Origin of the sequence: Spirosoma aureum (assembly GCF_011604685.1) — a bacterium.
In the GTDB taxonomy this organism is placed as follows: domain Bacteria; phylum Bacteroidota; class Bacteroidia; order Cytophagales; family Spirosomataceae; genus Spirosoma; species Spirosoma aureum.
In genome coordinates this window covers 1,027,841-1,054,615 of sequence record NZ_CP050063.1, presented here as the reverse complement: position 1 = coordinate 1,054,615, position 26,775 = coordinate 1,027,841, and the positions used below count along the sequence as shown (strand labels likewise).

The window sequence follows — 26,775 nt, the reverse complement described above, 5'->3', positions numbered from 1 at the left end:
AGTTTGAAATACGCGAGAATCGTGTTCTAAAGCTGCTTTCGGCATATTAAAACCTGGATGATATGGATATAATTGATAACCTTGTGAAAGGGGTATGTTATTTTTACAGAATATCTCTTGAATAGTGACAACCCTCTCAGTCAAATGAAATTTGGACTAACTCTATTAGCGCTGACTATCCTGATGACAGCCTTTGCACCTGACGTCGATCTGGTCGATTCCGCGACGAATCCGTTCTTTACCCCCTATAATACGCCGTTTGGTGTTCCGCCCTTCGATCAGATTAAGCCTGAGCATTTTGAGCCAGCGATCGAGGAGGGTATCCGGCAGCAAACAGCCGAAATGGCAACCATCACCAAACAGACAACGGCCCCAACCTTTGCCAACACCATCGAAGCGGTGGAAACCAGTGGTGATTTACTCCGTCGGGTCAATATTGTTTTGGGTAATCTCAATGGGGCAAATACCAATGATCAATTACAGAAAATTGCCCAGACGGTAGCTCCCAAACTAGCCAAACACAGCGACGATGTAATGCTCAATCCGGTGTTATTTAAGCGAGTGAAAACCGTTTATGAAGATCGTAGCAAACTCAAGCTGTCGGGTGATCAACTGCGGTTGCTCGAAAAGATGTATAAGAACTTTGTGCGGAATGGTGCGGCATTGACCCTTGATAAACAGGATCGCCTGCGGCAAATTAACGGCGAACTGTCTGTACTGACACTGAAGTTTGGCCAGAATCTGCTGGCTGAAAATAATGCCTATACGCTGGTCATCGACAAAGCTGAAGATCTGAGTGGTTTGCCCGCTTCAGTCGTAGCCGCAGCCGCTGAGGAAGCCAGGAAACGAAATCTGGCAGACAGCAAGTCGGCTCCGCAGTGGGTGTTCACCCTGCAAAATCCGAGCATTATGCCGTTTTTGCAATACGCTGACAACCGAAGCCTGCGGGAGAAAATTTTCCGGGCCTACCTCGAACGGGGCAATCACAATGACGAGCATGACAACAAGGCGATCATGGCAAACATGGTGGCTCTACGGGCAGAAAAAGCCCAGTTGCTGGGTTACGACAACCATGCCGCTTATGTCCTGGAAGAAAGCATGGCCCAAACCCCGGAGAAGGTGGCTCAATTGTTGAATCAACTTTGGTCGGCAACCGTCCCTGTTGCCAGGCAGGAAGCCGCCGACCTGCAGGCGATGATGAACAAAGAAGCGGTTACTGGCCAGGACAAAGGCGAGAAACTGGCCAGTTGGGACTGGCGCTATTATGCCGAGAAACTACGTAAAGAAAAGTTCGCCCTCGACGAGCAGGAATTACGCCCTTACTTCTCTCTGGAAAGTGTGCGGGAGGGTATTTTCATGCTGACCAACCGGCTCTATGGCCTGCTCTTCGAGCGTCGTACCGACGTGCCGGTGTATCACCCAGATGCCATGGCATATGAGGTTAAAGAGGCCGATGGACGGCCTCTGGGGTTGATCTATATGGATTTTTACCCAAGAGCCAGCAAACGCGGTGGTGCCTGGATGACCAGCTATCGGCGGCAGGAAGTCGAAAATGGCAAGAAAATAACACCGGTTGTTTCCATAGTCTGCAATTTTTCCAAACCGAGTGGCAATGCGCCCGCGCTGCTGACCTTAAACGAAACCAGTACTTTCTTCCACGAGTTTGGCCACGCTCTGCACGGGTTGCTGTCAAATGTTCATTATGGCAGCCAGTCAGGTACATCGGTGCCCCGTGATTTTGTAGAACTACCGTCGCAGATTATGGAAAACTGGGCCGTTGAACCCGAAATGCTGAAACTATTTGCCAAACATTACCAAACGGGCGCTGTCATTCCTGATGCGCTCGTCGACAAGATCAAACGGAGCAGTCTGTTCAATCAGGGCTTTGAAACCAGTGAGTATTTGGCTGCTTCGCTGCTCGATATGGCCTACCATACGCTTAAGCCTGGTCAGGCTCCATCGGATGTAGTAGCCTTCGAGAAACAGGCAATGGATAAGATTGGCCTGATCGATCAGATTCCTCCGCGCTATCGGAGCACCTACTTTCAGCACATTTTCTCGGGTGGCTATTCAGCGGGTTATTACAGTTACATCTGGTCGGCGGTGCTCGATGCCGATGCCTTCGAGGTGTTCAAACAAAAGGGGTTGTTTGATGCCAAGTCAGCCCAATCGTTTCGTAAAAACATTCTCGAACGGGGCGGCACCGAGGACCCGATGACACTATACCGCAAATTCCGGGGTGGTGAACCTGATATTAAGCCCCTGCTTCGCCGACGTGGGTTAATGAAGGACGTATAATCTAGGGAGGAGTATTAATCATTGCACAACGGGAGGCCTTTCAGGCCTCCCGTTGTCGTTTAGAACAATAAGAATCAGGGCATTAAACGAGAGGTAATTTATGATGAATCCCTGGCCTGAGTTATATAAAACTGACCAGGACATCATTAGGAAAGTGATTCAGAGAACTGGCTTTTGATTCACCCTCCAGGTTGAAACTCAATCTTATCCAAACAGGATTTACGAAATCTATTTATATTCAATCTAAATAATAATGGCGATTATTTGGAATAATTATAAATAAGAAATACGTTTGTGCCATAACCTCTAGTTTTTCGATGCCCTGAATCTACCAGGTTTTTGATCAAAGCTCTATGGGTATGTACCGTTGTTTGGTGGCGACTGACCCTTGTTTGGTCAGGTCGTCCGCTTAGGCACAAAACCGCTCAAATCAAAACTTCCTGATTAGTCGCTTTTGTTATGAATCACAACCATCACCACGACGGCGGATCGTTTAGAACTTTTGCCGAGAACGAATTTGGGTACGTAGGAATGTGTGAAGGTTGCCGCACGATCAACGTTGCGTTTCAGAATTCGCTGTTTTGCCTTACACTCGATCAGATTGGCGCCTTTACCAAACTGATCGCTGACCGGCTGACCATGCGTCCCTTTTGCACCACTCATGGTAAGAAGTTGATTTTGGCAACCCCAGTGCCAAACTACTTCCTGCTGTTTTCGGAAGCAGATTTGGCTAATCTCTGTTCGCTTCTAACCGAGGCAGCTCCTATACTGGAGGCCGAACGCATTCTGGAACTGAGCCGCCTGAACTGAGCCGTCAAAAATCCCAAAGTCCATGATCGCTGACTCACAATCTTCTCACCGTATCTTAGTCGATGAACCTGGTTTACTACTGGCTCAGTGCAGGTGCTGCGGAGAAATTGAGCTTTATTTCCAGGGTGTGGCATTGGCCCTTACACTAACCGATTTGCATGCGCTGGTTACCCGACTGGCGGGTTTACCAACAGCACCCCATTATGTAGTGAACCTGCTCGATGTGCGTGATACAACGGCACAGGTAGGTTTTCAGGCCGTTGGGTTACACCTGAATGCAAACGATCGGCATCGACTCCTTCGAGGATTAAATCTGGCCTGTTTGCGCCTGGATATGAATCTGTTCACGCAGAAACAGCTCCCTCTAAACTAACAAGTTGCATGCCCACTAACGAACCACTCTATGCCAGTTGTTACGGGTGCGTGCATTACTGTCCCTACGAAGGCCAGTTCAGGCTGTATTTTGGGGAGATCCAATGCGCGCTGGAAACAGAGATGCTACGGCAGTTTGACCGAAAAATTGCCCGGCTGGCAGCAGGCATCGAGCATTCACAAACCTCGTCGCCAGCGGTCTCCATTTGGCTCTGCCCTCCAGGTATGGACGGTCAGGCATTCCAATTCTACCCCGACGAGGTCCTGGACCTGGCCGATCTGTTATCCGGCTCGTTAACCTTGATCGAATTGAACGAATTTCTGGCTGAAAACGGCTTTACGCAAGCTAGCTGAGTTTCTGTTAGTATATGCTGACATATAATGAAGATGCATTGCTTACTTCTTGCCGTTAAGCAACTTCTGCTGATCAAAAGTCATAACGACTTAAGCGTTCATTATACAAGTCCAACGCTATATCACTACCATGAGCGTGCCGGACAGCCGATAGCATTAACTCATTACGCATGTTGAGACATACAGCCTGGGCCTCAAAGAGCAGTTCCCGGTTAATCCATTCGGTTGATTTGGCCAGTTTACACCCCTGGTTGATAACTGCGACTATGATTTCTGCCGATTGTTGCAAATCAAGCGTTGCCGCCCGAATGTCTTTTAACGCTTTGGTAAATTGGGCATAATACACTTGCTCAGTGTAAGTCACGCCCACTGCTCCATCAATCGATAGGAAAAGGAGTAGGTTTCTGGCCTGTTCAATATCAAGGGGCTGACTGATCGGCATTGCTTATGCGCTTACACGAGAAACAAATATAACGATTTTCTTGGTCCTCAATTGGTAGCCATGAAGCCATGGGCTTTGGCATAAGTCAATAAACCCGCAGTTGACAAGGTTGTTTGCCTGTCACGAATAAAGATAGCCAACTTACGCAACGAGCCTCAATCAAGGTTGTTCCAACAGCAACGGACGGGTATTTTCCGAGACACGTAAGTTAAGGAATTATATATTCATCAAATTAGCAGACATATCATCCTATTCATGTTTTAGGCGCATCATTGACGGAATTAGAATAACGACCAAAAGCCGTCCAGATCTGGACAGTTTACCGTCCGTTTTCGGACGGTAAACTGTCCCAAAGAAGCAGGAAATGGGCCTTTTTTGGCGCTTAAAGCCTATAAGAGTTGTTGGCCTCTGATTTGCTATGCAAAAGAGAAAGAAAAACTTTACTTCCTCAAGTGGTAATACTAACTTATGAAAGGCACCCAATTAGGCGAGTTCGAAGAGATCGTTCTACTAACGATTGCTTTACGCTACGATGATGCCTACAGTGTAGTCGTTGTGGAAAACCTAAGTCAACGGTTAGAGCGGCCCATAAGCTTAGGAGCCGTTCACCGAACCATGCAACGATTAGAAGAAAAAGGCCTGGTTATTTCCCGCTTTGGCGAAGCGACGCCCGAACGAGGTGGACGACGCAAACGTCTGTTTACGGTAACTCTAGCGGGTGAACAATCCCTGCGGGAAGCGCGACATATCCGGAATGAGTTGTGGGAAGGTATTCCCAAAAACGCTTTTGATCATCTTACATGAATCGAAAAAATAAAACACATCAGGATCCCCCGGGCTGGGCCGAGCGGCTGCTGGCACGAATTACGGCTCCTCATATTCGGGAAGAAATTTTGGGTGATCTGTATGAATTATTTCAAAAGCGGGGTCAGCGGTATGGATACACAAAAGCCCGGCTATTGTATGTGCTGGAAATGCTGTTGCTGTTACATCCCCGGCTTTGGCGTAAACAAGCCAAATCAGCCTATTTATACACAAAACCGAGTGATTATTCACCACCAAACCCAATGGCTATGCTAGGCAATTATGTTAAAATCGCTTCGAGAAAACTGAATCGGCACAAATCATACACGGTCATCAATGTGGTGAGCCTAAGCCTTGGGATTGCCTGTACTATTCTTATTTTCACATTGGTCAAATACCATCTGAGTTTTGATTCGTTCCATGCTAACAAAGATCGGATCTATCGTATTTATACAGAGCTTCATACAGAAAAAGTGACCTACAGCACGGGCGTTCCCAACCCGATGGGAGAAGCCTTCAGAAGTGGCTATAGTGTCGCGGATGAAGTCGGACGAATCGCCTTCTTTAAAAAACGCGTGGTTGCCGTATCACCGGAGAAAAAGTTTGAGGAAGATATTGCGTTTGCCGATCCTGATTTTCTTCGCATTTTCAATTTTCCACTGATCCAGGGCAATCCGCAAATGTCCTTGCAGGAACGTAATACGGCCCTGATCACCGACCGAATCGCAAAAAAATACTTTGGAACCCAGGATCCTATCGGCAAGCTTCTACGGGTGGATAGTTCCCTATCGGTCAGAATTACGGGCATTCTTCAGAACCTTCCACCCAACACTGATTTTCATACGGAAATCTATATTCCCTTCAGCAATTTGCAGGAACACAGCCCCTGGATAGTCGAAAAAGACTGGTGGTTAGGTTTCAATAAAGAAATGCAGTGTTTTATCCGACTCAAACCGGGTATATCGGCGGCTACGGTCGATTCAAGGATTCTTACGGCGATTACAAATAAATACTATGACAAAGAAATGGCGAAGCAGTTTCAATTTAAATTACAGCCGCTTTCCGATGTCCATTTTAATCCAAAACTGCGGGGATATACCGAGAAAAAAAATCTCTGGACCTTTGCCCTGATCGGTTTTTTCCTGGTCGTCACGGCCTGTGTCAATTTTATTAATCTGGCGACAGCTCAGGCGCTGGGGCGCTCCCGGGAAATCGGAGTTCGAAAAGCATTGGGCAGCCAGCGGGGGGCGATTTTCTGGCAGTTTATTACCGAAACGGCTCTCATTGCAGGATCGGCCCTACTTATCGCTTTCGGGTTGGCGTATGTGGCCTTGCCTTTTGTCAATCAATGGTTTGATATTGAGCTTTCGCTCAATCCATTAACAGATACGTATTTACTTGCCTTTTTACTTTTCCTACTGCTGGTCGTGATTTTCTGTTCAGGCGCTTATCCCGGTCTGATCCTGGCTCGTTTTCAGCCTGTACTGGCGCTGAAAGGTAAACTTTCCCAACAGGCGGTGGGAAGCTTTTCGTTGCGAAAGGGGTTGGTTGTAACCCAATTTGCCATTTCGCAACTGCTTATTATTGGCACACTGATCATTACCAATCAGTTACGCTATTCACAACAGGCCGACATGGGTTTCCGGAAAGATGCGATCGTCATTCTGCCGGTACCCGATAATAAAAAGTCAAAAATCAATACGTTAGGGACACAGCTGTCGGAAATGTCCGGTGTCGAAAATGTAACATTTTTTGATACCCCTCCCGCAACTGAATTCCTGGGAAGTACCTCGTTTCGGTTTGATTCCCGCCCGAAAGCAGAAGCCTTCAACATTTCCATTAAATCGGCAGATCATCAGTATATTCCTACGTTTAAAATACCCATTCTGGCCGGTCGTAACCTGAATCCGTCGGATACGATCCGGGAGTACCTGCTCAATGAAACGGCCGTAAAATCCCTTGGTTTAGCCTCTTTACAGGATGTGGTCGGCAAATCGGCTACGATCAATGGTCGATCCGGGACCATAGTCGGGGTCATAAAAGATTTCCATTTCAAGTCCTTTCGTGTCGCCATTGAGCCCCTTTGCCTGACGACCTGGGGCGAGGTTTACAACAGTTGCGGGGTAAAAGTGAATCCGGCTAATCTGGGGCCAACTCTATCTGCTTTTGAAAAAGCCTGGAAAGCAATGTATCCGTCTTCCATTTTTACATACCGTTTTCTGGACGAGGACATTGAGCGGTTCTATAAGCTGGACAACATGCTGCTTCAGCTCATTCAGGCGTTTGCCGCCATCGCGATTTTTGTGGGTTGTCTGGGTCTATACGGATTAGTGTCGTTCATGGCGGCTCAGAAAACGAAGGAAATTGGCGTACGTAAGGTATTGGGCGCGAGTGCTGCCAGTATCCTTTGGCTATTCGGGAAAGAATTTTTCCGTCTGTTACTGGTTGCCTTTATGCTGGCGGCTCCGTTGGCATGGTGGATTATGGACAAGTGGCTGAATAATTTTGTGTATCGAGTTGAGCTCGGTGCCGGCATTTTTATCTTGGCGATTCTCATCACGTTAATTGTCGCCTTACTTACTGTCGGTTTCCGAAGTGTGAAAGCCGCGCTGATGAACCCCATAAAGACGTTACGAACGGAATAGTCAGTAAGTGACTGCAACTCAAAAGTCAAATTGTGAAGGGTCGTTTTTTGCCTGTTCAAGCAAAAAACGACCCTTCACAATTTAGCTAAATAAGTTAACCAACTCCACCTTCAGACTAGTCAACAATCCAGCTTCGGCTGAGCCACGTATATCTTTTAATTATAAATCAGCTATGCGCAGAGCCTATACCGCACCATCGATGTTTATTCATGACTACTCTCAACGTAGCCGGATTAGAAAATCCCATTGCCCTTGAATCAATAGTATGGATTCAGGGAGATCGTAATTATGCCCGAATTTATTTTTCAAATCGCCCCACGTACTTAGCGACCCAAACCCTGAAATGGTTTGACGAACAACTCCCATCGTTTATCCGGATTCATAAATCAGCGCTGATTAATCCTCGCTATGTCGTTGGTTTTGAGCAGGAAGTTTCTCGAGTAGCTCAGGTACTTTTGCGTACGGGGCATCGCTTACCCGTATCGCGACGGCGGATCGATGCGGTTAGAGCCGAGCTCGGAATAAGTCCTTTTAATAGCTTTAAATCCAGCACTTCACAGCACGATAAGGAGTCTTAAATGCTATTCGATTGATCATCCACAGACTCAATAAATTTTGGTCGACGAGTCCTATATAATGAACTATCTTCTGGTTGCTCTCACTCAGATATCAGCAGATTCGTACTGGCCAGGATGCATAACCTGAATAATTTAATACTTTCGACAGTAAGAAGTACCTCCTGCCAGGCGCAGTTGTGACGTGACGACTAATTGTAGGTGAAAATGACAAAACCGGTTGTGTGCATTGGTGGGGCTTTTGTGGATGAATTATATTATGTGAATGAGCCCATATTACCCGCTACCACGAACATGGCTAGCGTTCTGCAAAAGGCAGGTGGAGTAAGTCGAAACCTGGCTCATCAGTTAGCTTTATTAGACGTACCGGTCGAATTAATTAGTGTGTTCGGTGATGACTCAGCCGGTAATTGGCTGAAAAATAGTTGTAGTAGTGCCGGTATACGCTTAAGCAGTAGCCTGTTTGCCGATGCTGGTTCTACTGGAAAATATACTGGTATTATCAATCACGATGGTTCGCTATATACCGCACTTCTTGCCAATAGTAGTGATCATTTGCTAACACCTGACTATTTAGAAAAACAGACTGACCTACTGGGTTCAGCCTGTTATTTATTGGCCGACACCAATCTGTCCGTCCAATCACTGCAATGGCTGGTTGATTTTAGTAATAGGTCAGGTGTACCTCTGATTATTGAACCGGTATCGGTTCCGCCAGCCAAAAAGTTGTTGCAGGTGACCCTGAAAGGAGTATTCCTGCTAACGCCGAACGAAGATGAATTACCAGTTCTTTGTAGTGCTGATGCGGTTACCACCGAGCAGCAGATTCAGGAATTAACTGACCAGGGTATCCAGGCAATCTGGCTCCACAAAGGGGCTGAAGGTTCTGTATTATACACAAACGATAACGCTACCCAATTGCATACGCTGGCCGTTGATATAATCGATTGCACCGGTGCCGGTGATGGAGCACTAAGTGGTTTTGTCTTAGGCAAATACTTGGGTTATTCCGATGAAGGATGCCTTAAGTTAGCCCACACGCTGGCTGGCGAAATTTTACGGGTAGAGGGCGCGATTGCTACGCATTTAACCCGGGAGAAATTAATTGAAAAAGCACAGGAGTATTATTCCCTGTAAGCCACCGCGAACAACGCATGAATGCATTTTTTGTCGATAACCCATAGGATGAAAAACTATTTAGCGATACAACCTGAAGTACAAGAGGCCATTGCCAGTGGCAAACCGGTAGTTGCTCTGGAATCAACGATCATCTCTCATGGAATGCCCTGGCCGCAAAACGTGGAAACCGCCATTCAGGTTGAAGAAACAGTACGGGCAAACGGGGCTATACCTGCAACGATTGCCATATTTAACGGCAAGTGCCGGGTGGGCTTACGTACAGATCAGCTTAGCTATTTTGGCCAGGAAAAAAACGTGTGGAAAGTTAGCCTGCGTGATATGCCCTATGTGCTTAGCCAGAATTTGTATGGGGCTACTACGGTGGCCGCTACCATGCGTATTGCCGCTATGGCGGGCATCAACTTATTCGTTACCGGGGGTATCGGTGGCGTGCACCGGGGAGCCGAGCATAGCATGGATATATCGGCCGACCTGACCGAAATGGGGCACACATCGGTGGCGGTGGTTTCTGCTGGCATTAAAAGTATTTTGGATATTGGACTCACACTGGAGTATCTGGAAACCAAAGGCATTCCCGTGGTAACCATTGGTCAGGACGAGCTGCCCGGTTTTTACAGCAACCAAAGCAATTTTGCCTCCCCCCTTCGCCTGGATACACCAGAACAGATTGCTGCCCTGCTCAAAACTAAATGGGGAATGGGTCTGGAAGGGTCAGTACTGATTGCGAATCCTGTGCCTGCTCACCAGCAGGTGCCTAAAGATGAGATCGAAGTTCATATACAGCAGGCTTTAGAGGCTGCCGATGCCCAACAGATTAAGGGTAAAAATATCACACCATTCCTGCTGAAATACATTGCCAGGCATACACAAGGTGAAAGCCTGCAGGCGAATATTGCTCTGATAAAAAACAATGCTGCAACTGGGGCAAAAATTGCGGTAGCGTTTGCAGCCAAGGAGTTGGAGTTCCCTGAAGAAAACTAGTGTTTAACTCCTGTCGGTTGAGTTATTGTACTGATCATCCTGTATACGTCTACTTTTTTCTGGTATCCAGTGGTGCCTGTCAGGAAACGACTGGAAGTACCGTTGAAGGTGCTCGTGCCAAGCACAGCAATTACCACTGGCTCAAATTTTCACCCCCGTAAAATTCAGGTTTTAGCAGACGCTAAACACGGGCCAATTTGCCCGCCCGTCAGTATGAAACCCTCATGACCGCCCATGCGAGCGGAAATTCAGGAAAATTGCCCTGACTTTTATTGAAGGCGTAGCGAACCCGTTGTAGGATTCTTATTAAAATCCCATTAAACAAAACACGGACCGGTCCGTGTTATAGGGTTGAGCGTTTTGATCTGAAATCTATGAATTACAGCTTTTTAGCGGTGATCCTGATTGCGATCTCTAACTGGTAGACATCCTGGAGATTTGGGCGGCTTTCGCTCTTTGCCTGAAATCTCCAGGATGTCTTACTGCAAAGCGCCCACAAAATACAGTCATGTCGATCAATACCCAACGGCGTGAATCTACCAATCCGTTATTCCTACACGATCATGAAAACGTACACATTTTGCTACCGATCTCTTGCTTTTATTGCCTTATTCATTGCATCAGCATGTGCCCGTAATCCGGTTACCGGTAAGCGGGAATTGAGCCTGATGTCAACCGAACAGGAACTGGCAATCGGCAAGGAATCGCACCCTTCGGTCGTCGCTACGATGGGGCTATATGAAGACAAAAAAATTCAGGCTTTCATGAACGAGAAAGGCAAGGCAATGGCGAACGTTTCGCACCGACCCGAGTTGCCTTACCAGTTCTTTATTGTCGACTCGCCGGTCGTTAATGCCTTTGCGGTGCCGGGTGGTTACGTGTATTTCACGCGTGGCATTCTGGCGCACTTCAACAATGAAGCCGAATTTGCGGGTGTGTTAGGGCATGAAATTGGTCATATTACCGCCAAACACGCAGCCCGTTCGCAGAAAAGTCAGTTACTAAGCACGATAGCCCTGATTGGCGGGGCCGTTTTAGCCCCTCAGGTGGTTGGGCAGAATATTGAAGCATTGCAGCAGGGACTGGGTCTTTTATCGCTGAAATACAGCCGCGACCATGAATCAGAATCAGACAAACTGGGCGTGGAGTACTCCAGTAAAATTGGCTATGATGCTCATCAAATGGCTGATTTTTTTGGCACACTCAAACGCATCTCCGAAAACTCCGGGCAAGCAGTGCCGCAGTTTATGTCTACCCACCCCGACCCAGGCAATCGATTCAGCCGGGTTCATGAACTGGCCAAAGACTACCAGGCGCAGCATCCCGCTTCTTATCGGGTAGAAGGTGACACGTATCTGCGGCTAATCGATGGTATTACGTATGGAGAAGATCCCAAACAGGGGTTTGTAGAAAACGGCCAGTTCTACCACCCAGAGCTGCGGTTTCAGTTTCCGGTGCCGCGTGGCTGGCAGTCTCAGAACTCACCCAGTCAGTTTCAGATGGCCGACAAGGATGGCAAATCAGCGATGATTTTAATGCTGGCGAAAGGTAATTCGCTGGATGAAGCTTCTCAAAATCTGGTAAAAGAACTGAGTCTGAACGTATTGGAATCCACCAAAACCACCATTAACGGCAATCCAGCCTATGTGCTGATTTCGCGGCAACAGACCCAACAGCAACAAGGTCAGCCGCAACAGGCACAGGACCCTAAAACGGCGCTCCAGATTGGCACCTGGCTGATTCAGTACAACAATGCGATATATGCCCTGCATGGGCTGTCGAGTGCTGCCGATTTCACGAATGCCTTCGGTACATTCAAGCAGGTAGCCGGGAATTTTCAATCCCTGACCGACCCCGACAAACTCAATCGCAAACCAGAGCGCATACAAATCAAGACGGCCCCTCGGGATGGTTCTTTCCGCGAGGTAATGATTGGGTTAGGAATGCCCGCCAGCCGTGTAGAAGAACTGGGCGTGCTGAACGGCCAAAAAGCCGACGACCGTATTGCACGGGGCAAACCAGTGAAAGTTATTGCTCGATAAAGCCTCATGTGATCTTTCAGCAAACGATAAGCCAGATTTATTGGAAGCTACGTTCGAATTTTGTCGGAATAGTTTAGAACAATCTATCTTTGGCGATCTTCATAAAGTTTGTATTTTTATACTGGCAGGACTTTCGCTCAGTAGCGTGCCACGGTTTTCAGGAACGTCATTAATAGCCGTGGCACGCTACTGAGCGAAACCCCAACTAGTAGCTTATAGAGCTGATTTTACGTGCAAACAATAATCTCGGTCGATCCGCAACGCGCTAAACCAAATGACAAATGGTTTCGGATCATCGGCATTCCGGTGGCGGTATTACCGTTTGTGTACTTCTACATTCGTGAGTACGGCTTTGCATGGCCACTGGTAGGGCTGACCTTTTGCTGGGGGCTGATAACAACGGGCGCATTGTGGGAATTATTACGCTGGTGGGTATTCCAGGCACGAGCCAACTATTTTCAAATTGATAATACCGGCCGGCGTGTTCTGCTCACGTTTGCCGGTTATGCGGTGCTGACAGCCCTGATGCAGCCCCTCGAAACCTGGGGCCTCAGCCAAATTGACCCAACAGGCCTGGTTCATACGCCAACGCTCCGCGTATACGTGACGCACATCGTCATGGCCATTTTGTTTGCCTTTATTGTAGGGGGCGTCTATGAAGTAATTTACTATCTGAAACTATATCGGTTAGCGTTAACGGATGCTGAAGTGCTCAAGAAGGCGAAGATGCAAACCGAATTAGACGCCCTCCGCCAGCAGGTCAATCCACACTTTCTGTTCAACAGCCTCAATTCACTAACGGCACTGATCACCGAAGATCCGCAGAAGGCCGAAACGTTCAGCGAGGAACTGAGTTCAGTATATCGATACTTACTCCGCTGTAACGACTCTCCGCTGGTGCCGCTCACGGCAGAACTAGACTTCCTTAACTCCTACTACCACCTGCTCAAAACCCGTCACGGCGATTCGCTTTTATTAATGACACATGTTCTACCCGGCAACGAAGATCGACAACTCCCACCCCTGACGCTCCAACTGTTGATTGAGAATGCCGTCAAGCACAACGTTGTTCTTCCCGAGCAGCCACTGACTATCAACCTGTACACCAATCAGGATAATCAATTGATTGTCAGCAACAACATACAGCGCAAATCTACGCGGGCGCTGAGCAATGGCATAGGGCTGAGCAACATTGTCTCCAAATACCAGATGCTGGGTCGACCCACTCCCATCATTGAAGACGACGGGAGCGAATTTCGCGTTACCCTACCACTGGTATAATTATCTATTGCGTGCAAACTGGTTTGACGGTTTGTCTCCTCGGCCTGATCAGGCTCAACGATAACATGGACGTTATCGAGTCAAGAATCACCAAGCTCAGCCTGGGTTTGCGAGCAACGCCAGGAGTTAACGACTCAGGCTACTGGTGGAAACTGTTTGGTTTGGGCGGCCCATGCCTAGTAAATCAGGATTAGTCAATCGTTACTTTTCTGACGCCCCAGACAGGATCATTGAGTTCGGCAAGAATCAATTTCAATCCGTCATAACCAGAGGAACCCGTATCTAGCCTAAAGATGACTTTGTTCTTCTGCTGTCCGTCAAGATAAAAATTATGAATGAAGCCTGTTTGACGAGTGCTATCCTGTTCAGCTCGAAGATTCCAAGCATTTACTAAATCGCCAAGGTGTGTCGATAAGGTTTCTATAATCAATGGATCTTTTAGTTGAACATGAAAACTAATGTCTAATGAAGCAATGAATGTTTCGTCAATTAAGACATAGCTCAGTTGTAGCCCAAGTTTCTTCGCCAAATCCTCTTTTACCGGATCCATTGGGAGGTTGGGAAGTACTAATTTTGACCATTTAAAACTAACCTCGTATGGCTGAATATCATCAGCAGGCAGTATGAGATTAGATTCATATTTATGCTTCCAAGTAATTATTGCCTCTCCAGCATAATTCACTACAAATCGAGGGCTTGCTTCTAAAACGGCTTCATTAGTCTGTTTATCATACCTCAAATTGTCCTGAAACTCGATGAAAAGATAAAGTATATCAAATTCTTTATTCGTCAATTTGGTATACTCTTTTCTTAATTCATGGTCCATAGAAGCTAAAAAAGACGGACTAGCTTTATAACGATCCTTAAAATCAGAGAGCCATTTGTATGCGTTTTTTGCCATGTTTTTAAAAGGACTAGGCGCAAAAACTTTGTAGCGCCTAGTCCGTTAAATTTTATTGTAAAGCTACACTAATCAAGATAGCCCCCGAAGCGGCCAAGGCAGTTGCTGGAACAGTAGACAGAATAATCAATTGATTTTCTATAGCATATAAAGCGCAAGTCTACGTGGGCGCTGAGCAATGGCTATTATGTTCACTCCTAGTAGAGTAAAAGAGTATCTAAAAGTGTACGTCGTCAACCGAAAATGGACAAATAGGGGCAGTTCACAAGTGGAGAGATTCCGCCTTTGTAGCTAACAAATGTTGGTAACGCGCGCGACAGCAAAGTAAATAGCCAGCTGCCAGCTCAAAAGAAGATTGTTTTGTCTTTTAGTGAGCTGGCTATTTAAAGATAAACTTAAAGACGATAATTGGTAGACACGCTTTGGTAGCTACAATGCATACTAAAGGAGCAAGCCTCTTATTAAAAGTGGCTTGCTCTTCGTGTTAAAAGAGCTCAGAAACTTTAGCATGAAAAAAGTAAAGACGCTGAGCGGTGACGTCTATAATCGCATATTGACTACCTTTAGAATCCTCCCCGAATCGTTTGTAAAACCCACTGTGGGTACTGATATTCGCATTCGTTGAGTCACAACATCCTCGTTGAGTCACGGCTCTTACTAACCGTTTCGAATCACCCAAACTGTCAGTGAAGACATAATTTTTTTGACTGGCTTGTGAGCGGAGCGATTCGATCTGATTCTTGCCCAGGACTAACTCGCCACAGATGATCCCGCCACCAAAAAAAATAGAACTTTGATCTGAGAATTCAGTTACCTGAACTTCGCCTGGAATCTCAAGCTCACTGTATTTTTCAGCGTGTTGCTGAGGTGTAAGCGGTTTCAGCCAAAAATAGAAGGCTACCAATAACCCAATTAAGAGTAAAAGACCTACGATTAATTTGTTCATCACGGATAGATAATATTAAACGATTTGGCACTAGAGGGAGCATTCTGGGAAATACCTCTCGTAGCTGTTTCAGCCCACCAGCCTCGATCAGTACCAATATATCTGATACCAACCCCAAAGCCACGTGGGTCAAAGCTATATTTGTCCCTTACGTATAAATGTTTATTCCTAGTAAATCTGTTTGACGGTATGACGAGCCCAGGTCAAATCCGGCGTGATCAGGCTCAATGAGAACACGGACGTTATCAAGTCAAGAATCACATGTTATCTCCTTTTTCGAGTTTGCGCTGAGTGCATTTTTCCGCTTCGTCGATGGAACGATCCCTGCCCCGGAAAGAGCCGTATTCAATATCAAGATCAGCATGATCACGCTGTATGATGTAAATATATGCTTTGGCGCCAATCCACTTATAGGTTGTGTATTTAGTGCCCGCAATCGTCTTTCTTTCCTCCGATGGCTGACCAAATTGCGCCCGGTAGGTCTCGTGGAGTTCCCTGTCAATCTGGTAACTGTATCGTTTATGCAAAACGACCCGGTACAAACTATCACGCACAAACTCAACTTCTACCTTATCTAAATGAATCGTACTGAGGGTCGTGTAAGGCTCCGTAATGATCTCAAATTTTTTTGTCGCCGTACACGGATCGTCAACTATCTGATTGAGTGTAACGAGTTTTTTTAGCGAGTCGTAGGGTGCATCTAGTTTTAGATTTTTATAGCCACCCTTTTTATCCACTTTGGTGTTTGGTCCTTTATCAACCGGTGTACAGGCCTGAGTAAGAGGGAAAAGAGTAATTAAACAGATACAGACTAGCCGCAGGAAGGGTTTCATCGGTTGAATCTAGGTGATGCCCGAAACTACCACCTTTGAGCGTATTAAAAAAGACGCTGTATCTTTTCATTGTTCGGCCTTTGCTGACGCCCCTGTTTGGCAGGCTCGCTCCTATAAACAACACGAATGTGGTGTGCTTCAGAGAGCGATGGTTGTATTTTTCACAAAAAAGAGCGCTCTGGTCGAACTAATGGAGAATGGGGAAAGCAATTGAATATATGTTTTTATTCCCCCGCCGAAGCTGGAAGGTAGCCATCAGAATAATCAGCGAATTGAACAGGCAGAGGGCGAGAATAATCGGAAGGGCCAGAAGCGGTGAAATGACAAAGGGTAATCCGCTGAAGACGCTGATCATCGAAATAAAAGCAAAACCGTAAGTAATACACGACCAGGTAATCTGGAAATTGATGATCCGTCTGCCCAGTTCATTCACTCCTTTTATCTTATCCCGCTTCATGATCCAGAGTACCAGCGGAATAAATAGGTTGCCGAGCGGAATCACCCAGAAAGAAAGGGTCGCCAGGTTCATCACCTGTAAAAAACCGGTGTCTTCTTCCTTGGTAAAATCCAGAAAATCCTCAACAGGTGTGTCTAAAGCTTTAGCAATCATACGGAGCGTCTGCCCGCGTGGTTCGGTCCTTCCGGATTCAATCCGTTGAAGCGTTCGCAGATTGATCGACGAAGAGTCGGCCAGTTCTTCCTGAGAGAGGCCTTTGCTTTTTCTGAGTGACCCAATTTTAGCCGCTAATAATCCCTTGCTCATCGTTCAGTTGTTTTTGAACAAATGTAGATTGAAAGCGATGTGTGTCAGCCGGTTCTATGCCGACATTTCTACGACATTTGTGTCCTCAGGCATAAAATGAGCACACCATCAGAGCTTTATTCTAGTCGGAGTCTACAATTTCCCTGTCGTTATCTTTCATTCTCCATCAAGCGATAACCTTTACCAGAAAGAATATTATCCGCTAATTCAGGTTTCTGAATTCTTTCGGTGACTTCCCCAACCTGGTTTTGAATACCTTCGTAAAGTGAGAGGGGTGTTCAAAACCAAGCTCGTAAGCAATTTCGCTGATGGATTTATTAGAACTCCATAACAAGGACTTCGCCTTTTCAATCAACGCCAGATGAATGTGCTCCTGGGTTGTTTTGCCAGTATACCGTTTGAGCAGATCCGACAAATAATTGGGCGATAAACTCAACAGAGAGGCAAAATATTTTACATCGGGTAAGCCCTGCTCGATCAGTGAGTTCTGCGAAAAATAGTCGATCAGTGCGGTTTCAAATTGCTGAACAATATCATGGCTTACTTTGGCGCGGGTGATAAATTGCCGGTCATAAAACCGATCGCAGTAATTGAGCAGCAACTCAATGTTACTTAGCATAAGCCCCTGCGAATGTTTGTCGAGGTTCTGCGAATATTCGCGCTTTATGTTTTGGGCACAGACGTGCAGTATGGTTTTCTCCTCGTCAGATACGTGCAGGGCTTCGTTGGCGTCGTACTGAAAAAATGAATACTGGTGAATTTTTCTCCCGAGCTCGGTTCGATACAGCAGATCGGCATGAAAAAATAAACCCCAGCCTTCGTTATAGGGAACACGGCGCGAGGTCGATATAGCCTGCCCCGGCGCGGTAAACATCAGGGTGCCTTCATCAAAGTCATAATACGATTTCCCATACCGCATCACGCCTTTCAGTTGTTTTAAATACACGGCATAGAATCCCAGCCGGTAAAAGGTTTCTTCTTCACGAATGTTCTCGCGGCTTATTTCTCTCAGATCAATAACCGAAACTAGCGGGTGCTTCGGGTTTGGGCAACTATAGAGTTTGTGCAGATCCGAGATAGATACGATATCAACAAATGTAGTCTGCATGATGTCGGAACAAAATTGGATAAATTGTCAATTCAACAACCGTACAGCTACTGAACTGTATGGTTGTTTTGTTAAAAAATTGCTGGTTCTGGGGCACACCTAACTCATTTACAGATACATGCCACCGGATACTTCGATGCGCTGGGCATTGACCCACTTAGCATCCTCCGAACACAGAAAGGCAACAACGCCCCCAATATCATCGGCCTGGCCAATTCGGGGAAGCGCCGTAATGGACTTTATATACTCCTGAACCTGTGGCGTTTCTCTCAATCGTCCTCCGTTAAAATCGGTAGCAATAGCGCCGGGTGCTACCACATTAGCCCGGATAAAGCGCGACCCTAATTCTTTAGCCATGTATTTTGTCAGGGTTTCAATGGCTGATTTCATACTGGCATAAGCGCCACTGCCCGGGTAGGAAAATCGGGTCAAACCCGTAGAAATGTTCACAATAGCTCCTCCATCGTTGAGATAAGGCAGTGCTTTCTGCGTCAGAAAGAATACACCTTTGAGGTGAACATTCATGAGTTCGTCAAATTGCTCTTCCGTTGTCATGGCAAATGACGGCACCGTTATTCCGTGCCCGGCATTGTTTATCAGAAAATCAAAGTGTTCAGCCTGGAATTTGTTGTTCAGCGTTTCCTGCAAGGTGGTCAAAAAAGCATCAAAGCTTTTCACCGTTCCTGTATTCAGTGGTAACGCGGCCGCCCGCTGACCGACAAGCTCGATCTCCGCTACAACCGCCAATGCCTCCTCTTTTTGCGAATGGTATGTAACGATGACATCGTTACCCTTTCTGGCAAGACTCAGTGCCATATCTTTTCCTAAACCCCGGCTTCCTCCCGTTACCAGGGCGATTTTTTTTGCGTCTGATTTCATTTTCGAAACATTGTAATGCTGCTACAAAGCTCCCGTTATCGTACCAGACGCATTTAACTATTTCTACTGATTTCTTATACTTTTCACGGTTGCTTCGGCAACTACTTAACCCTTGTGCGAGTCCCCGCTAGGATAGACGTCAACAGGCGCTTGAAATGAGGGTTTCAATCCGTTACATTTGACAGGGCAACCTGTTTAACAACGATGAATACCGGCAAAGAGATCCTATTCTTTTTCAGTGCATTGGGCGCGTTCAACGGGCTTATCCTGGGGTTATTTCTACTATTTTTTACCAAAAAAAAGTATCTGGCTAACTATTTTCTGGGGGCATTGCTGCTCGCATTGAGCATTAGAGTCGGAAAATCGGTTTTTCTTTATTTTGACGGGAAGTTGCCCAAAATCTATCTGCAAATCGGCCTTTCAGCCTGCTTTTTCATTGGCCCTTTTTTGTACTTTTTTGTGCGTTCGGCCATAAAACCGTTGGTAAAACTACCGAAAAGTTGGATCTGGACACTCGTTTTGCTGGCCGCCCTTACTCTGATAATTGGTATCGGGTTCCCTTACTCAGCTTATTCTGGACTTTGGAACAGCTATTTTGCCAAAATCATCTATCTGCAATGGTTCTGCTTCCTGGTGGCTTCAGGATTTGTAATCCACAGCCTGCTCGGAAAAGTTTTCATCCGGTCTTATCAAATGAAGCCAGCTGAAACCTGGATCTGCATGATCTTCACAGGCAATGCCATTATTTTCCTGTTTTATTTTTCCTCCCTGATCAACGCCCCGTTCGCATCCTATATCAGCGGGGCCATTGCTTTTTCCCTGATCCTTTACCTGGCTGTGACCATCCTTTTTTACAGAAAAAAAACCGACGAACTCTTCCTGCTTTTACCGGCCAAACCCATTGTTAAAAAATTGACCGAAAGTGACGCGGCACTATGGTTGTCCAAACTGGAAAAAGTGATGGTGGAAAAGGCTCTTTATAAAAATCCGGATCTGAAACTTCATGAATTGTCGGGCGAAATACAAATTTCCGGACATCAGCTCTCGGCACTCCTCAATGAGCACCTGGGTAAAAATTTCACGACGTATATTAACGAATTCAGGATAGCGGAAGCGTGCAGGATGATGACGATTGACCAGCGATTTACCCTCGAAGCGATCGGTTATGAGGTAGGTTTTAATTCTAAATCGACCTTTTTTGCCGCCTTCAAAAAGCTAAAAGGGGTTACGCCCTTTAATTACCAACAAGCTACCAATCAATCCATTAGCCTCTAGATCGGGTACGGTTTTATAAATCCATACTCCTGATTTCCTTTTACCGAACCTACGCCGTCGGTTAACTGCTGATTTTTGGATCAGACAAAATCCATCCTAAATCAGCCATGAAACCAGTTGGCTTGCTGTGTTTAACAGGTATCCTGCTTACTCTGACCCGTTCTGCAAGTGGTCAGCAGGTTTATTCCTTAACGGCCAGGGTAATCAATGCCGGTCAGGAACCCATTGCCGTGCATGCAAGGCTACTCTCCATTCCCGACTCTGCGGTACTAAAAAGCGGCTTATTTCCGGATGGCGTCGTATCTTTTCCGGCGATATCGCAAACGAATGCTGTGCTTCGATTAAGCAGCCTGTCATTTGCAGATACACTCATCCGCATTCACAATAATGGTCATTCACAACTGAATCTGGGTGTGCTAGTCATGCAGGAGCGTAATTTTCAATTACATGAAGTGCGTATCAGTGGCCAGGCGCCATTAGTCAGTCAGGGGAGCAACGGCAGTGTGGACGTCCAGGTTACCGGCACCATCCTGGCGGGCAGTACATCTGTAACCCAGATTCTGGAACGATCGCCCGGAGTCACCTTTAACGACGGGCGCATTAGTGTGGTTGGTAAGGGCGAAGCGCTTCTATTTCTGAACAGCCAGGCGATTACCTATGAGCAACTGGCTGCCATTCCAGTCAGCCAGATCATCCGGATAGAAATTATTGCCAACCCATCGTCCCGGTACGACGCTGAAGGCAAGGCAGTGATCCGGATCATTACCAAAGCGAATGCAGAAAAAGGCACGACCGGTTCTATTACCCAGCAATATACCTATTCAGATTTTGCCGGTGGAGAAAGCAATACGTTGTCAGACCTGAATCACAGAAAAGGCAAACTGACGATTGCTGCGAATTATACGCTTCGAGCTGGCCACGATCGTGAGATACTTCACACGACCCGAACCCGGCCTGCTACAACCAACTTTCTCCACTCCGATTTAACGACCGACTGGCAGAGAAAACTTCGCAATTATTCCAGTTATGGGGTCGGTATCCAGTACAACCCATCCGATAACACTTACTTTTCGCTGGGTTACAAGGGTAATCTGGATAAGTTAGGAGGCAGTCAGGACAGCCGGAATAGCATCACAGATGCGATTAACCAGGGTATTTACAACAGCAGGCTCGCCAAAAACGAAAAGAGGCTGAACCATTCACTGATTTTCAACTACAACCGGACGCTCGACTCTCTCGGATCAGCCTTCTTCATAGGTAGCCAGGTTACCCGTTTCCGTACGGACGTCCGCGACCTGATCAGCGAAAACAATGCCTTAAATGACAGCATTTTCTCACGGCGGCTCAAAAACAACCAGTCCTATTCCATTACTATTTTCAGTGCTCAGGCCGATTATACGAAGGCATTTGGAAGCGATAAAAAACTCGAAACCGGTTTAAAGCTCACGTATGCGACAACCGCGTCGGGAACGGACTTTCTCGTTGCTGCTTCCGGAGAATATTTTCAGCCTGACCCGAAATTATCCAGCCAGTTCGACTATACCGAGTGGTTACCGGCGGCTTATATCAATTATTCTGGCGCAATCAGTAAAAGCGTCCACTTTGGGGCTGGAATCCGGAACGAATGGACGCATTATACTCTCAACACAACAGCCGGAGCTGGGCAGATGATCCAGAAAAGCTATTTTAATGTTTTCCCCAATTTTTTACTTACCAAAACCGTTTGGGACGACCTGGCCTTCCGGCTTTCCTACGTGGCCAAGATCACCCGTCCCCGATACCAGGCACTGAACCCCTGGGTAATTTATCAGGATCCCTTCACGAGTATTCAGGGAAATCCCGGCTTGCGACCCGAGAAGGTCCACGCGTTTGAAATCGGCATGAATTACAGGCAATTTGATCTACGAGCAGGTTACAATTATACACTTGACCCCCGAAGCGGTGCCGCGCTGCGGGGCGATGGCCCAAATAGCTACGTGCTGAAAGGCATTAACCTCGAAAAAGATCATACCTTTTTCCTTTCCGGCTCGGCCACGTTGACGATTGGCTGGTGGAATACCACCAACACCGTCACACTGAGCCAAAGTAACTCAATTGATAATCAGTACGGTTTCGAACTGGTCAAGCCACGTCCCCAGCTTTATGCGTACACGAGCAATACATTTACGATCAAAAACCTGGTCAAAATACAGCTCCTGGCCTGGTATCTGGGCGACAAGTATTACGGGCTTTATTACAACAAGAGCAGGGCAACGGTTACGCTTGGGCTAGAAAAGGATTTCTTCAAAAACGCATGGAAACTCCGGTTTACAGCCAACGATCTATTTCATTAGACCAACGTGGCAGGTACATACAGCGTAGGCGAAACGGACATCTATTTCGACAGGACTTATCCGACTTCCAATTTCACTATCAGCCTTATGTATCGCTTTGGAAAACCACTCAAAACCGGTTACCGCAGCCAATCAACCGCCGAAACGGAGCAAAACCGGGCCAGATGATACGTTACGTACCGGTGAAGCCCCTACGTAATTAAACACTGATTCCCGGCTTTTTCGGGTGGTACGGTATTCTAAAATTGCAATCCAACAGTAGCGCCCGGCCACATCCGAACGCGCGTCCCGTTATCCGTTAAGTGGTCATAAACGGACCAACCCACCCATTCCGAACCAATACCTTCGGCTACTTCCAGTCGGGACACCTGTACATTGAAAGTAGGCGTCAACGTGAAGGCCATTCGGTTGTGAATAGGGAAGATGAAGCTGAACCGGGCCTGATTCAGCATATTGAGCTGGTCCCATGTCGTGTTTTCTTCATGAATCTGATACGAAATGGCTTCAAGGCTCAACTGGACTCGCTTGCCTATTGGCTGGTTTGTACCAATACCATATCCGTAACCCCAGCGGGTCCGATTAGTTGTCGGCACAGTAGCGCCAAGGGCGAAAATATTGTAGAACTGACGATTACCACCCATTTTAAAGGCTACATTGGCGTGTAGCGCATCACTGGCCCATACCTCGAAACGGCGGTAACCATTAGGAGAAAGACTGATCAACCCAATCTGGGGTCCATCGATATCCCGGGCAATGTTGATCAGACCGATCTGAGCGCCTTTGATCCGACCGGCAATGTTGACAATTCCGGCAATTTGAGGTCCAGTTACAGCGTTGGCAATGTTAGCAATTCCGGCAATCTGAACGCCACGAACATCCTGCCCAACCAGGTTAGCAATACCGGCAAATTGAGCGCCTTTCATCCCTTTTCCGACGACATTGGCAATTCCCCCAAATTGCGACCCGTGGGCATTGCCACCGACAATGTTGGTGATTCCGGCGAATTGAGCCCCCTCCAGCTCATTGCCTACACTGTTGACGATTCCAGCGAATTGAACGCCATCGACATAGTCTTTTTCGACATTGAATAGACCACTCAGTTCGACGCCGTCCAGTGCTGCGGCATAGCTGCCCAATGCATTTAAGGAGAAGCGGTTACTGACCTTTCCGCTCTCGAGTCCATTGGTACTTAACGGTGGAATAAAGCCAATCTGAGCAGCTCGTTTGGGATAACGATTCTGGCGGTCCTTTTGCTTATCGAGGGAAGTGGTATCCTGTGCATACGTCTGGCTGATGATCAAAAGACATGCGCTGAGATGCAGTAGTAACGTTTTCATACTTGTGTTTACGATTTATCAATCCGGGAAACCGACTGTCAGCTTCCCGGATATGACCGCTTCACTCGTTCCTACCCCTACGCGCAACGCTTAAAATTTGACACAATTTCTACAAATAACTGATTATCAAAATTATATATCTCAAATACTTTATAACGAGCCTGAAAAAACAATGGCGGAGCAACAGACTATAATCAATTCACAGATTCTTACGTTGGCTGAAAAATATTCGTACTGACTGGTCGGCATTATCGCTTTCGATAATACCTAGCGCTGATTACTCATCGGTGATGTTACCTTCATCCTACTTCTGCTACTCTTCCTTCGCTCATCAATGGCAGGCTTACGATGAACCACCCCGGCTGTTCTTCAATCACCAGTTTGCCTTCATTGAGCAATTCATATCGAGTGACCAGGTTACTTAACCCACCACCCGCCGTTTCGACGCGGAGGCTCTTCGGTTGAAGTGTATTGGCTACATACAGCCGTTGGTCAGCGGTTGTATAAATGCGGACATGGAGCGGTTTACCGGGTAGAATGACGTTGTAGCGCACGGCATTCTCGACCAATACCTGAAGGGTCAGCGGTGGAATCAGCCCCTGGCCCTCCGACGTATCAACCGACAGATCCAGTATCAGGCCCGTTTGATACCGGGTCTGTAATAAGTGAAAATACGATCGGATAAACGCAATCTCATCGTGTAAAGGAACCAGTTGGTGCTCGCTGGCTTGCAGCAGGTAACGAAAAACGGCCGTTAACTCACCCAGAAATACATCGGCCTGAACAGGACTGTCGCCAATCAGTGACGATAGTGAATTAAGGCTATTGAACAAAAAATGCGGATTGACCTGATGCTGAAGCGAAATAAGCTGACTTTGTAAAGATACTTTTTCCAGGGTACTGGTTTCCACTGTTTCGCGTTGCCACTCCTGCAAGATGTACCAGCCCTCATACAGAGCGAAGTAAATAAAGTGATAGAAAATCTGGATGCCAATATTCCGGCTCAGCTCAACGGGGGTGCTATAATATTGAAATGTACCCTCAATCAGAAAACGAACCAGATGGCGCAGGAGCCAGGCAAACCCGACTAACAGCGGTAAACTTGCCAACAGCCACAACAGGCGTTGGCGGGTATTCGTTAAGCCAGGGTATCGTTGCTGAATTCTGAGAACTACCCAGCGGGCAAGCTGCCAGCAGATAATACCAGACGTCAGCGCAATGGTAACGCTAACCAAAAATCTATTTAGAGGCAGATTAATATAGAGTTCAAGTCGAAAAAACACACTTACGAACACATAAAGCCCTATCGGACCGAGCAAACGTAGTCGGGTGTCGTCCAGGGATTTCATAGGGTCGCTTTAGCCTCCGATTGGTTAGTCAGTAAGGGCAGTGTGACCACAAACAGCCCGTTCGCTTCGTGGATCGTGATGTCGCGCTGCTCTAAAAGGCGGTATTTGGCGGCAATATTCGCCAATCCCACCTTGTTAGAAGGTACGGCTGTCTTTTTTCGCTGTAGATTATTCTGGACTACGAGTAACGACTCCTTCGCCATGATCTCGATTATCAATGGCCGTTTGGGCAGGATTACATTATGTTTGACGGCATTTTCAACAAGCAGTTGCAGTGTCAAGGGGGGAATTCTACGCTCTAACTGCCACTCATCGACGGCAATATGTAGCTCAATACCTGCACCATATCGGGTTTTCAGGAGCTGAAAATAGGATTTAATAAACTGCAATTCGAGCCCCAGTGTCGTTAGTTCCTGATCATTGGCCCTGAGTAGGTAACGATACACACTGCTGATCTCATCCACGAATGTTTCTGCCTGCCGGGGATTTTCGTAAATCAGCATCGACAGGGAGTTAAGGCTATTGAACAGGAAATGAGGATTAATCTGGCTTTTTAACGTATCAAGCTGATGGCGAAGTTTATTTTTTTTAAGCTGTTCGTTGTAGTTGTAAGCCTGTCGCCACGCCCCTAAAATGTAGCTACCTTCATAAATGATAAAATAGATGAAATGGTAAAATATCTGAATACCAATCGAATAGGTATAATTAGGAAACGTTTGTGTTATGTAGGAAGCGTTGTTGAATGCGATATGGGCAAGCTGTCGAATCAGCCAGGCAAAATTGACCAGCAGCGGCATGAGTAAGGCCATCCAGAGTAACCGCCGACGGGTATTGGCTAATCCGGGGTACTTTTTCTGCAATTGAATGACTACCCAGCGAGCAATATTCCAGCAAATGTATCCTGCTGTTAGACCGATCAGGTCAGACCGTACCACGATACCCGTTGATAGTTCAAGATACCAGTCCAGCCGAAAAAACAGCGTGCCCCCCAGAAATAAGACTAAAGGGCCAATAATCCGTATTTTCTTATCATTGAGAACGTTCACGGGTATTTTCAGACGATATGAAGCACAATAAGGATTGTTGTTTTTTAGCAGTATAAACGTTACCCGCCAGCAACAGGAAGTATTTCGTTACAGTAACACTATAATGCAGTTCCGGCCTTTTGGGGCATCCCGGATCCATTGCTGAATTTAGTTTACTGTCAGCATATTGACAAGAAAAGCCGTTAAGATTCATTATCAATAGTCGAAACACCTCCAGGACTTTCGCTCAGACGCGTGGCACCGCAGCTGCGAACGGTGGTT

At 46.7% G+C, this 26,775-nt stretch carries 23 protein-coding genes; 13 read left to right on the top strand and 10 right to left on the bottom strand.

Annotated features, from left to right (window positions below):
• Positions 1-144: 144 nt before the first annotated feature.
• The 4 genes from G8759_RS04305 (at position 145) to G8759_RS04290 (ending at position 3,834) form a co-directional block, all read left to right on the top strand.
• Positions 145-2,298, top strand: a complete 2,154-nt coding sequence (locus tag G8759_RS04305) for a M3 family metallopeptidase (protein WP_167205550.1) — start codon at positions 145-147, stop codon at positions 2,296-2,298.
• A gap of 459 nt (positions 2,299-2,757) precedes the next feature.
• Entirely contained in the window at positions 2,758-3,108 is a 351-nt protein-coding gene (locus G8759_RS04300; RefSeq protein WP_167205548.1) for a DUF6686 family protein, read from the top strand.
• A gap of 22 nt (positions 3,109-3,130) precedes the next feature.
• Positions 3,131-3,481: a hypothetical protein gene (locus tag G8759_RS04295; protein ID WP_167205546.1), complete on the top strand. Its 351-nt coding sequence runs from the start codon at positions 3,131-3,133 to the stop codon at positions 3,479-3,481.
• 8 nt (positions 3,482-3,489) lie between these two features.
• Positions 3,490-3,834, top strand: a complete 345-nt coding sequence (locus G8759_RS04290; RefSeq protein WP_167205544.1) for a hypothetical protein — start codon at positions 3,490-3,492, stop codon at positions 3,832-3,834.
• A gap of 73 nt (positions 3,835-3,907) precedes the next feature.
• Here the strand turns inward: G8759_RS04290 and G8759_RS04285 are convergent, their stop codons facing one another.
• The gene (locus tag G8759_RS04285) at positions 3,908-4,276 is read right to left on the bottom strand and encodes a hypothetical protein (RefSeq protein ID WP_167205543.1); all 369 of its coding nucleotides are present in this window, start codon (positions 4,274-4,276) and stop codon (positions 3,908-3,910) included.
• A 468-nt stretch (positions 4,277-4,744) separates the two neighbouring features.
• Here G8759_RS04285 and G8759_RS04280 point away from each other — a divergent pair, with 468 nt between their 5' ends.
• The 7 genes from G8759_RS04280 (at position 4,745) to G8759_RS04250 (ending at position 13,744) form a co-directional block, all read left to right on the top strand.
• Positions 4,745-5,080 carry a PadR family transcriptional regulator gene (locus G8759_RS04280; protein WP_167205541.1) on the top strand — a complete coding sequence of 112 codons (336 nt, stop codon included), beginning with the start codon at positions 4,745-4,747 and terminating at the stop codon, positions 5,078-5,080.
• Positions 5,077-7,725, top strand: a complete 2,649-nt coding sequence (locus G8759_RS04275; RefSeq protein ID WP_232074126.1) for an ABC transporter permease — start codon at positions 5,077-5,079, stop codon at positions 7,723-7,725. The genes G8759_RS04280 and G8759_RS04275 overlap by 4 nt, the downstream gene beginning before the upstream one ends.
• Before the next feature lie 209 nt (positions 7,726-7,934).
• On the top strand, positions 7,935-8,303 hold the full coding sequence (locus G8759_RS04270) for a LytTR family DNA-binding domain-containing protein (protein ID WP_167205539.1): 369 nt from the start codon (positions 7,935-7,937) through the stop codon (positions 8,301-8,303).
• Positions 8,304-8,507: 204 nt separating this feature from the next.
• Positions 8,508-9,437 carry a PfkB family carbohydrate kinase gene (locus tag G8759_RS04265; RefSeq protein WP_167205536.1) on the top strand — a complete coding sequence of 310 codons (930 nt, stop codon included), beginning with the start codon at positions 8,508-8,510 and terminating at the stop codon, positions 9,435-9,437.
• A gap of 48 nt (positions 9,438-9,485) precedes the next feature.
• Positions 9,486-10,421, top strand: coding sequence for a pseudouridine-5'-phosphate glycosidase (locus G8759_RS04260; protein ID WP_167205534.1), 936 nt, complete (start codon positions 9,486-9,488; stop codon positions 10,419-10,421).
• Positions 10,422-10,984: 563 nt separating this feature from the next.
• Positions 10,985-12,463 carry a M48 family metalloprotease gene (locus G8759_RS04255; protein WP_167205532.1) on the top strand — a complete coding sequence of 493 codons (1,479 nt, stop codon included), beginning with the start codon at positions 10,985-10,987 and terminating at the stop codon, positions 12,461-12,463.
• 231 nt (positions 12,464-12,694) lie between these two features.
• Positions 12,695-13,744, top strand: coding sequence for a sensor histidine kinase (locus tag G8759_RS04250; protein ID WP_232074125.1), 1,050 nt, complete (start codon positions 12,695-12,697; stop codon positions 13,742-13,744).
• Positions 13,745-13,934: 190 nt separating this feature from the next.
• Here G8759_RS04250 and G8759_RS04245 read toward each other — a convergent pair whose 3' ends face one another.
• The 6 genes from G8759_RS04245 to G8759_RS04220 form a co-directional block, all read right to left on the bottom strand.
• Positions 13,935-14,645 (bottom strand): hypothetical protein, encoded by a 711-nt coding sequence (locus tag G8759_RS04245; protein ID WP_167205530.1) that lies wholly within the window; start codon positions 14,643-14,645, stop codon positions 13,935-13,937.
• A 484-nt stretch (positions 14,646-15,129) separates the two neighbouring features.
• A complete protein-coding gene (locus tag G8759_RS04240) occupies positions 15,130-15,591 on the bottom strand; it encodes a hypothetical protein (RefSeq protein ID WP_167205528.1) in 462 nt (153 codons plus the stop codon).
• Positions 15,592-15,848: 257 nt separating this feature from the next.
• Positions 15,849-16,424: a hypothetical protein gene (locus G8759_RS04235; RefSeq protein WP_167205526.1), complete on the bottom strand. Its 576-nt coding sequence runs from the start codon at positions 16,422-16,424 to the stop codon at positions 15,849-15,851.
• A gap of 187 nt (positions 16,425-16,611) precedes the next feature.
• A complete protein-coding gene (locus tag G8759_RS04230; protein ID WP_167205524.1) occupies positions 16,612-17,187 on the bottom strand; it encodes a helix-turn-helix domain-containing protein in 576 nt (191 codons plus the stop codon).
• Positions 17,188-17,389: 202 nt separating this feature from the next.
• Entirely contained in the window at positions 17,390-18,295 is a 906-nt protein-coding gene (locus G8759_RS04225; RefSeq protein WP_167205522.1) for a helix-turn-helix domain-containing protein, read from the bottom strand.
• A 108-nt stretch (positions 18,296-18,403) separates the two neighbouring features.
• A complete protein-coding gene (locus G8759_RS04220) occupies positions 18,404-19,174 on the bottom strand; it encodes an SDR family NAD(P)-dependent oxidoreductase (RefSeq protein ID WP_167205520.1) in 771 nt (256 codons plus the stop codon).
• A gap of 204 nt (positions 19,175-19,378) precedes the next feature.
• On the opposite strand from G8759_RS04220, the gene G8759_RS04215 reads away from it, so the two are divergent.
• Both G8759_RS04215 and G8759_RS04210 read left to right on the top strand, forming a co-directional pair.
• Positions 19,379-20,449, top strand: a complete 1,071-nt coding sequence (locus G8759_RS04215; protein ID WP_167205518.1) for a helix-turn-helix domain-containing protein — start codon at positions 19,379-19,381, stop codon at positions 20,447-20,449.
• Between the two features lie 107 nt (positions 20,450-20,556).
• Positions 20,557-22,782 (top strand): outer membrane beta-barrel family protein, encoded by a 2,226-nt coding sequence (locus G8759_RS04210; RefSeq protein ID WP_167205516.1) that lies wholly within the window; start codon positions 20,557-20,559, stop codon positions 22,780-22,782.
• Positions 22,783-23,021: 239 nt separating this feature from the next.
• Here the strand turns inward: G8759_RS04210 and G8759_RS04205 are convergent, their stop codons facing one another.
• The 3 genes from G8759_RS04205 to G8759_RS04195 form a co-directional block, all read right to left on the bottom strand.
• Positions 23,022-24,119 (bottom strand): DUF1326 domain-containing protein, encoded by a 1,098-nt coding sequence (locus tag G8759_RS04205; protein ID WP_167205514.1) that lies wholly within the window; start codon positions 24,117-24,119, stop codon positions 23,022-23,024.
• A gap of 299 nt (positions 24,120-24,418) precedes the next feature.
• Positions 24,419-25,468, bottom strand: a complete 1,050-nt coding sequence (locus tag G8759_RS04200) for a sensor histidine kinase (RefSeq protein ID WP_167205512.1) — start codon at positions 25,466-25,468, stop codon at positions 24,419-24,421.
• The gene (locus G8759_RS04195; RefSeq protein WP_167205510.1) at positions 25,465-26,514 is read right to left on the bottom strand and encodes a sensor histidine kinase; all 1,050 of its coding nucleotides are present in this window, start codon (positions 26,512-26,514) and stop codon (positions 25,465-25,467) included. The genes G8759_RS04200 and G8759_RS04195 overlap by 4 nt, the downstream gene beginning before the upstream one ends.
• Positions 26,515-26,775 lie beyond the last annotated feature (261 nt).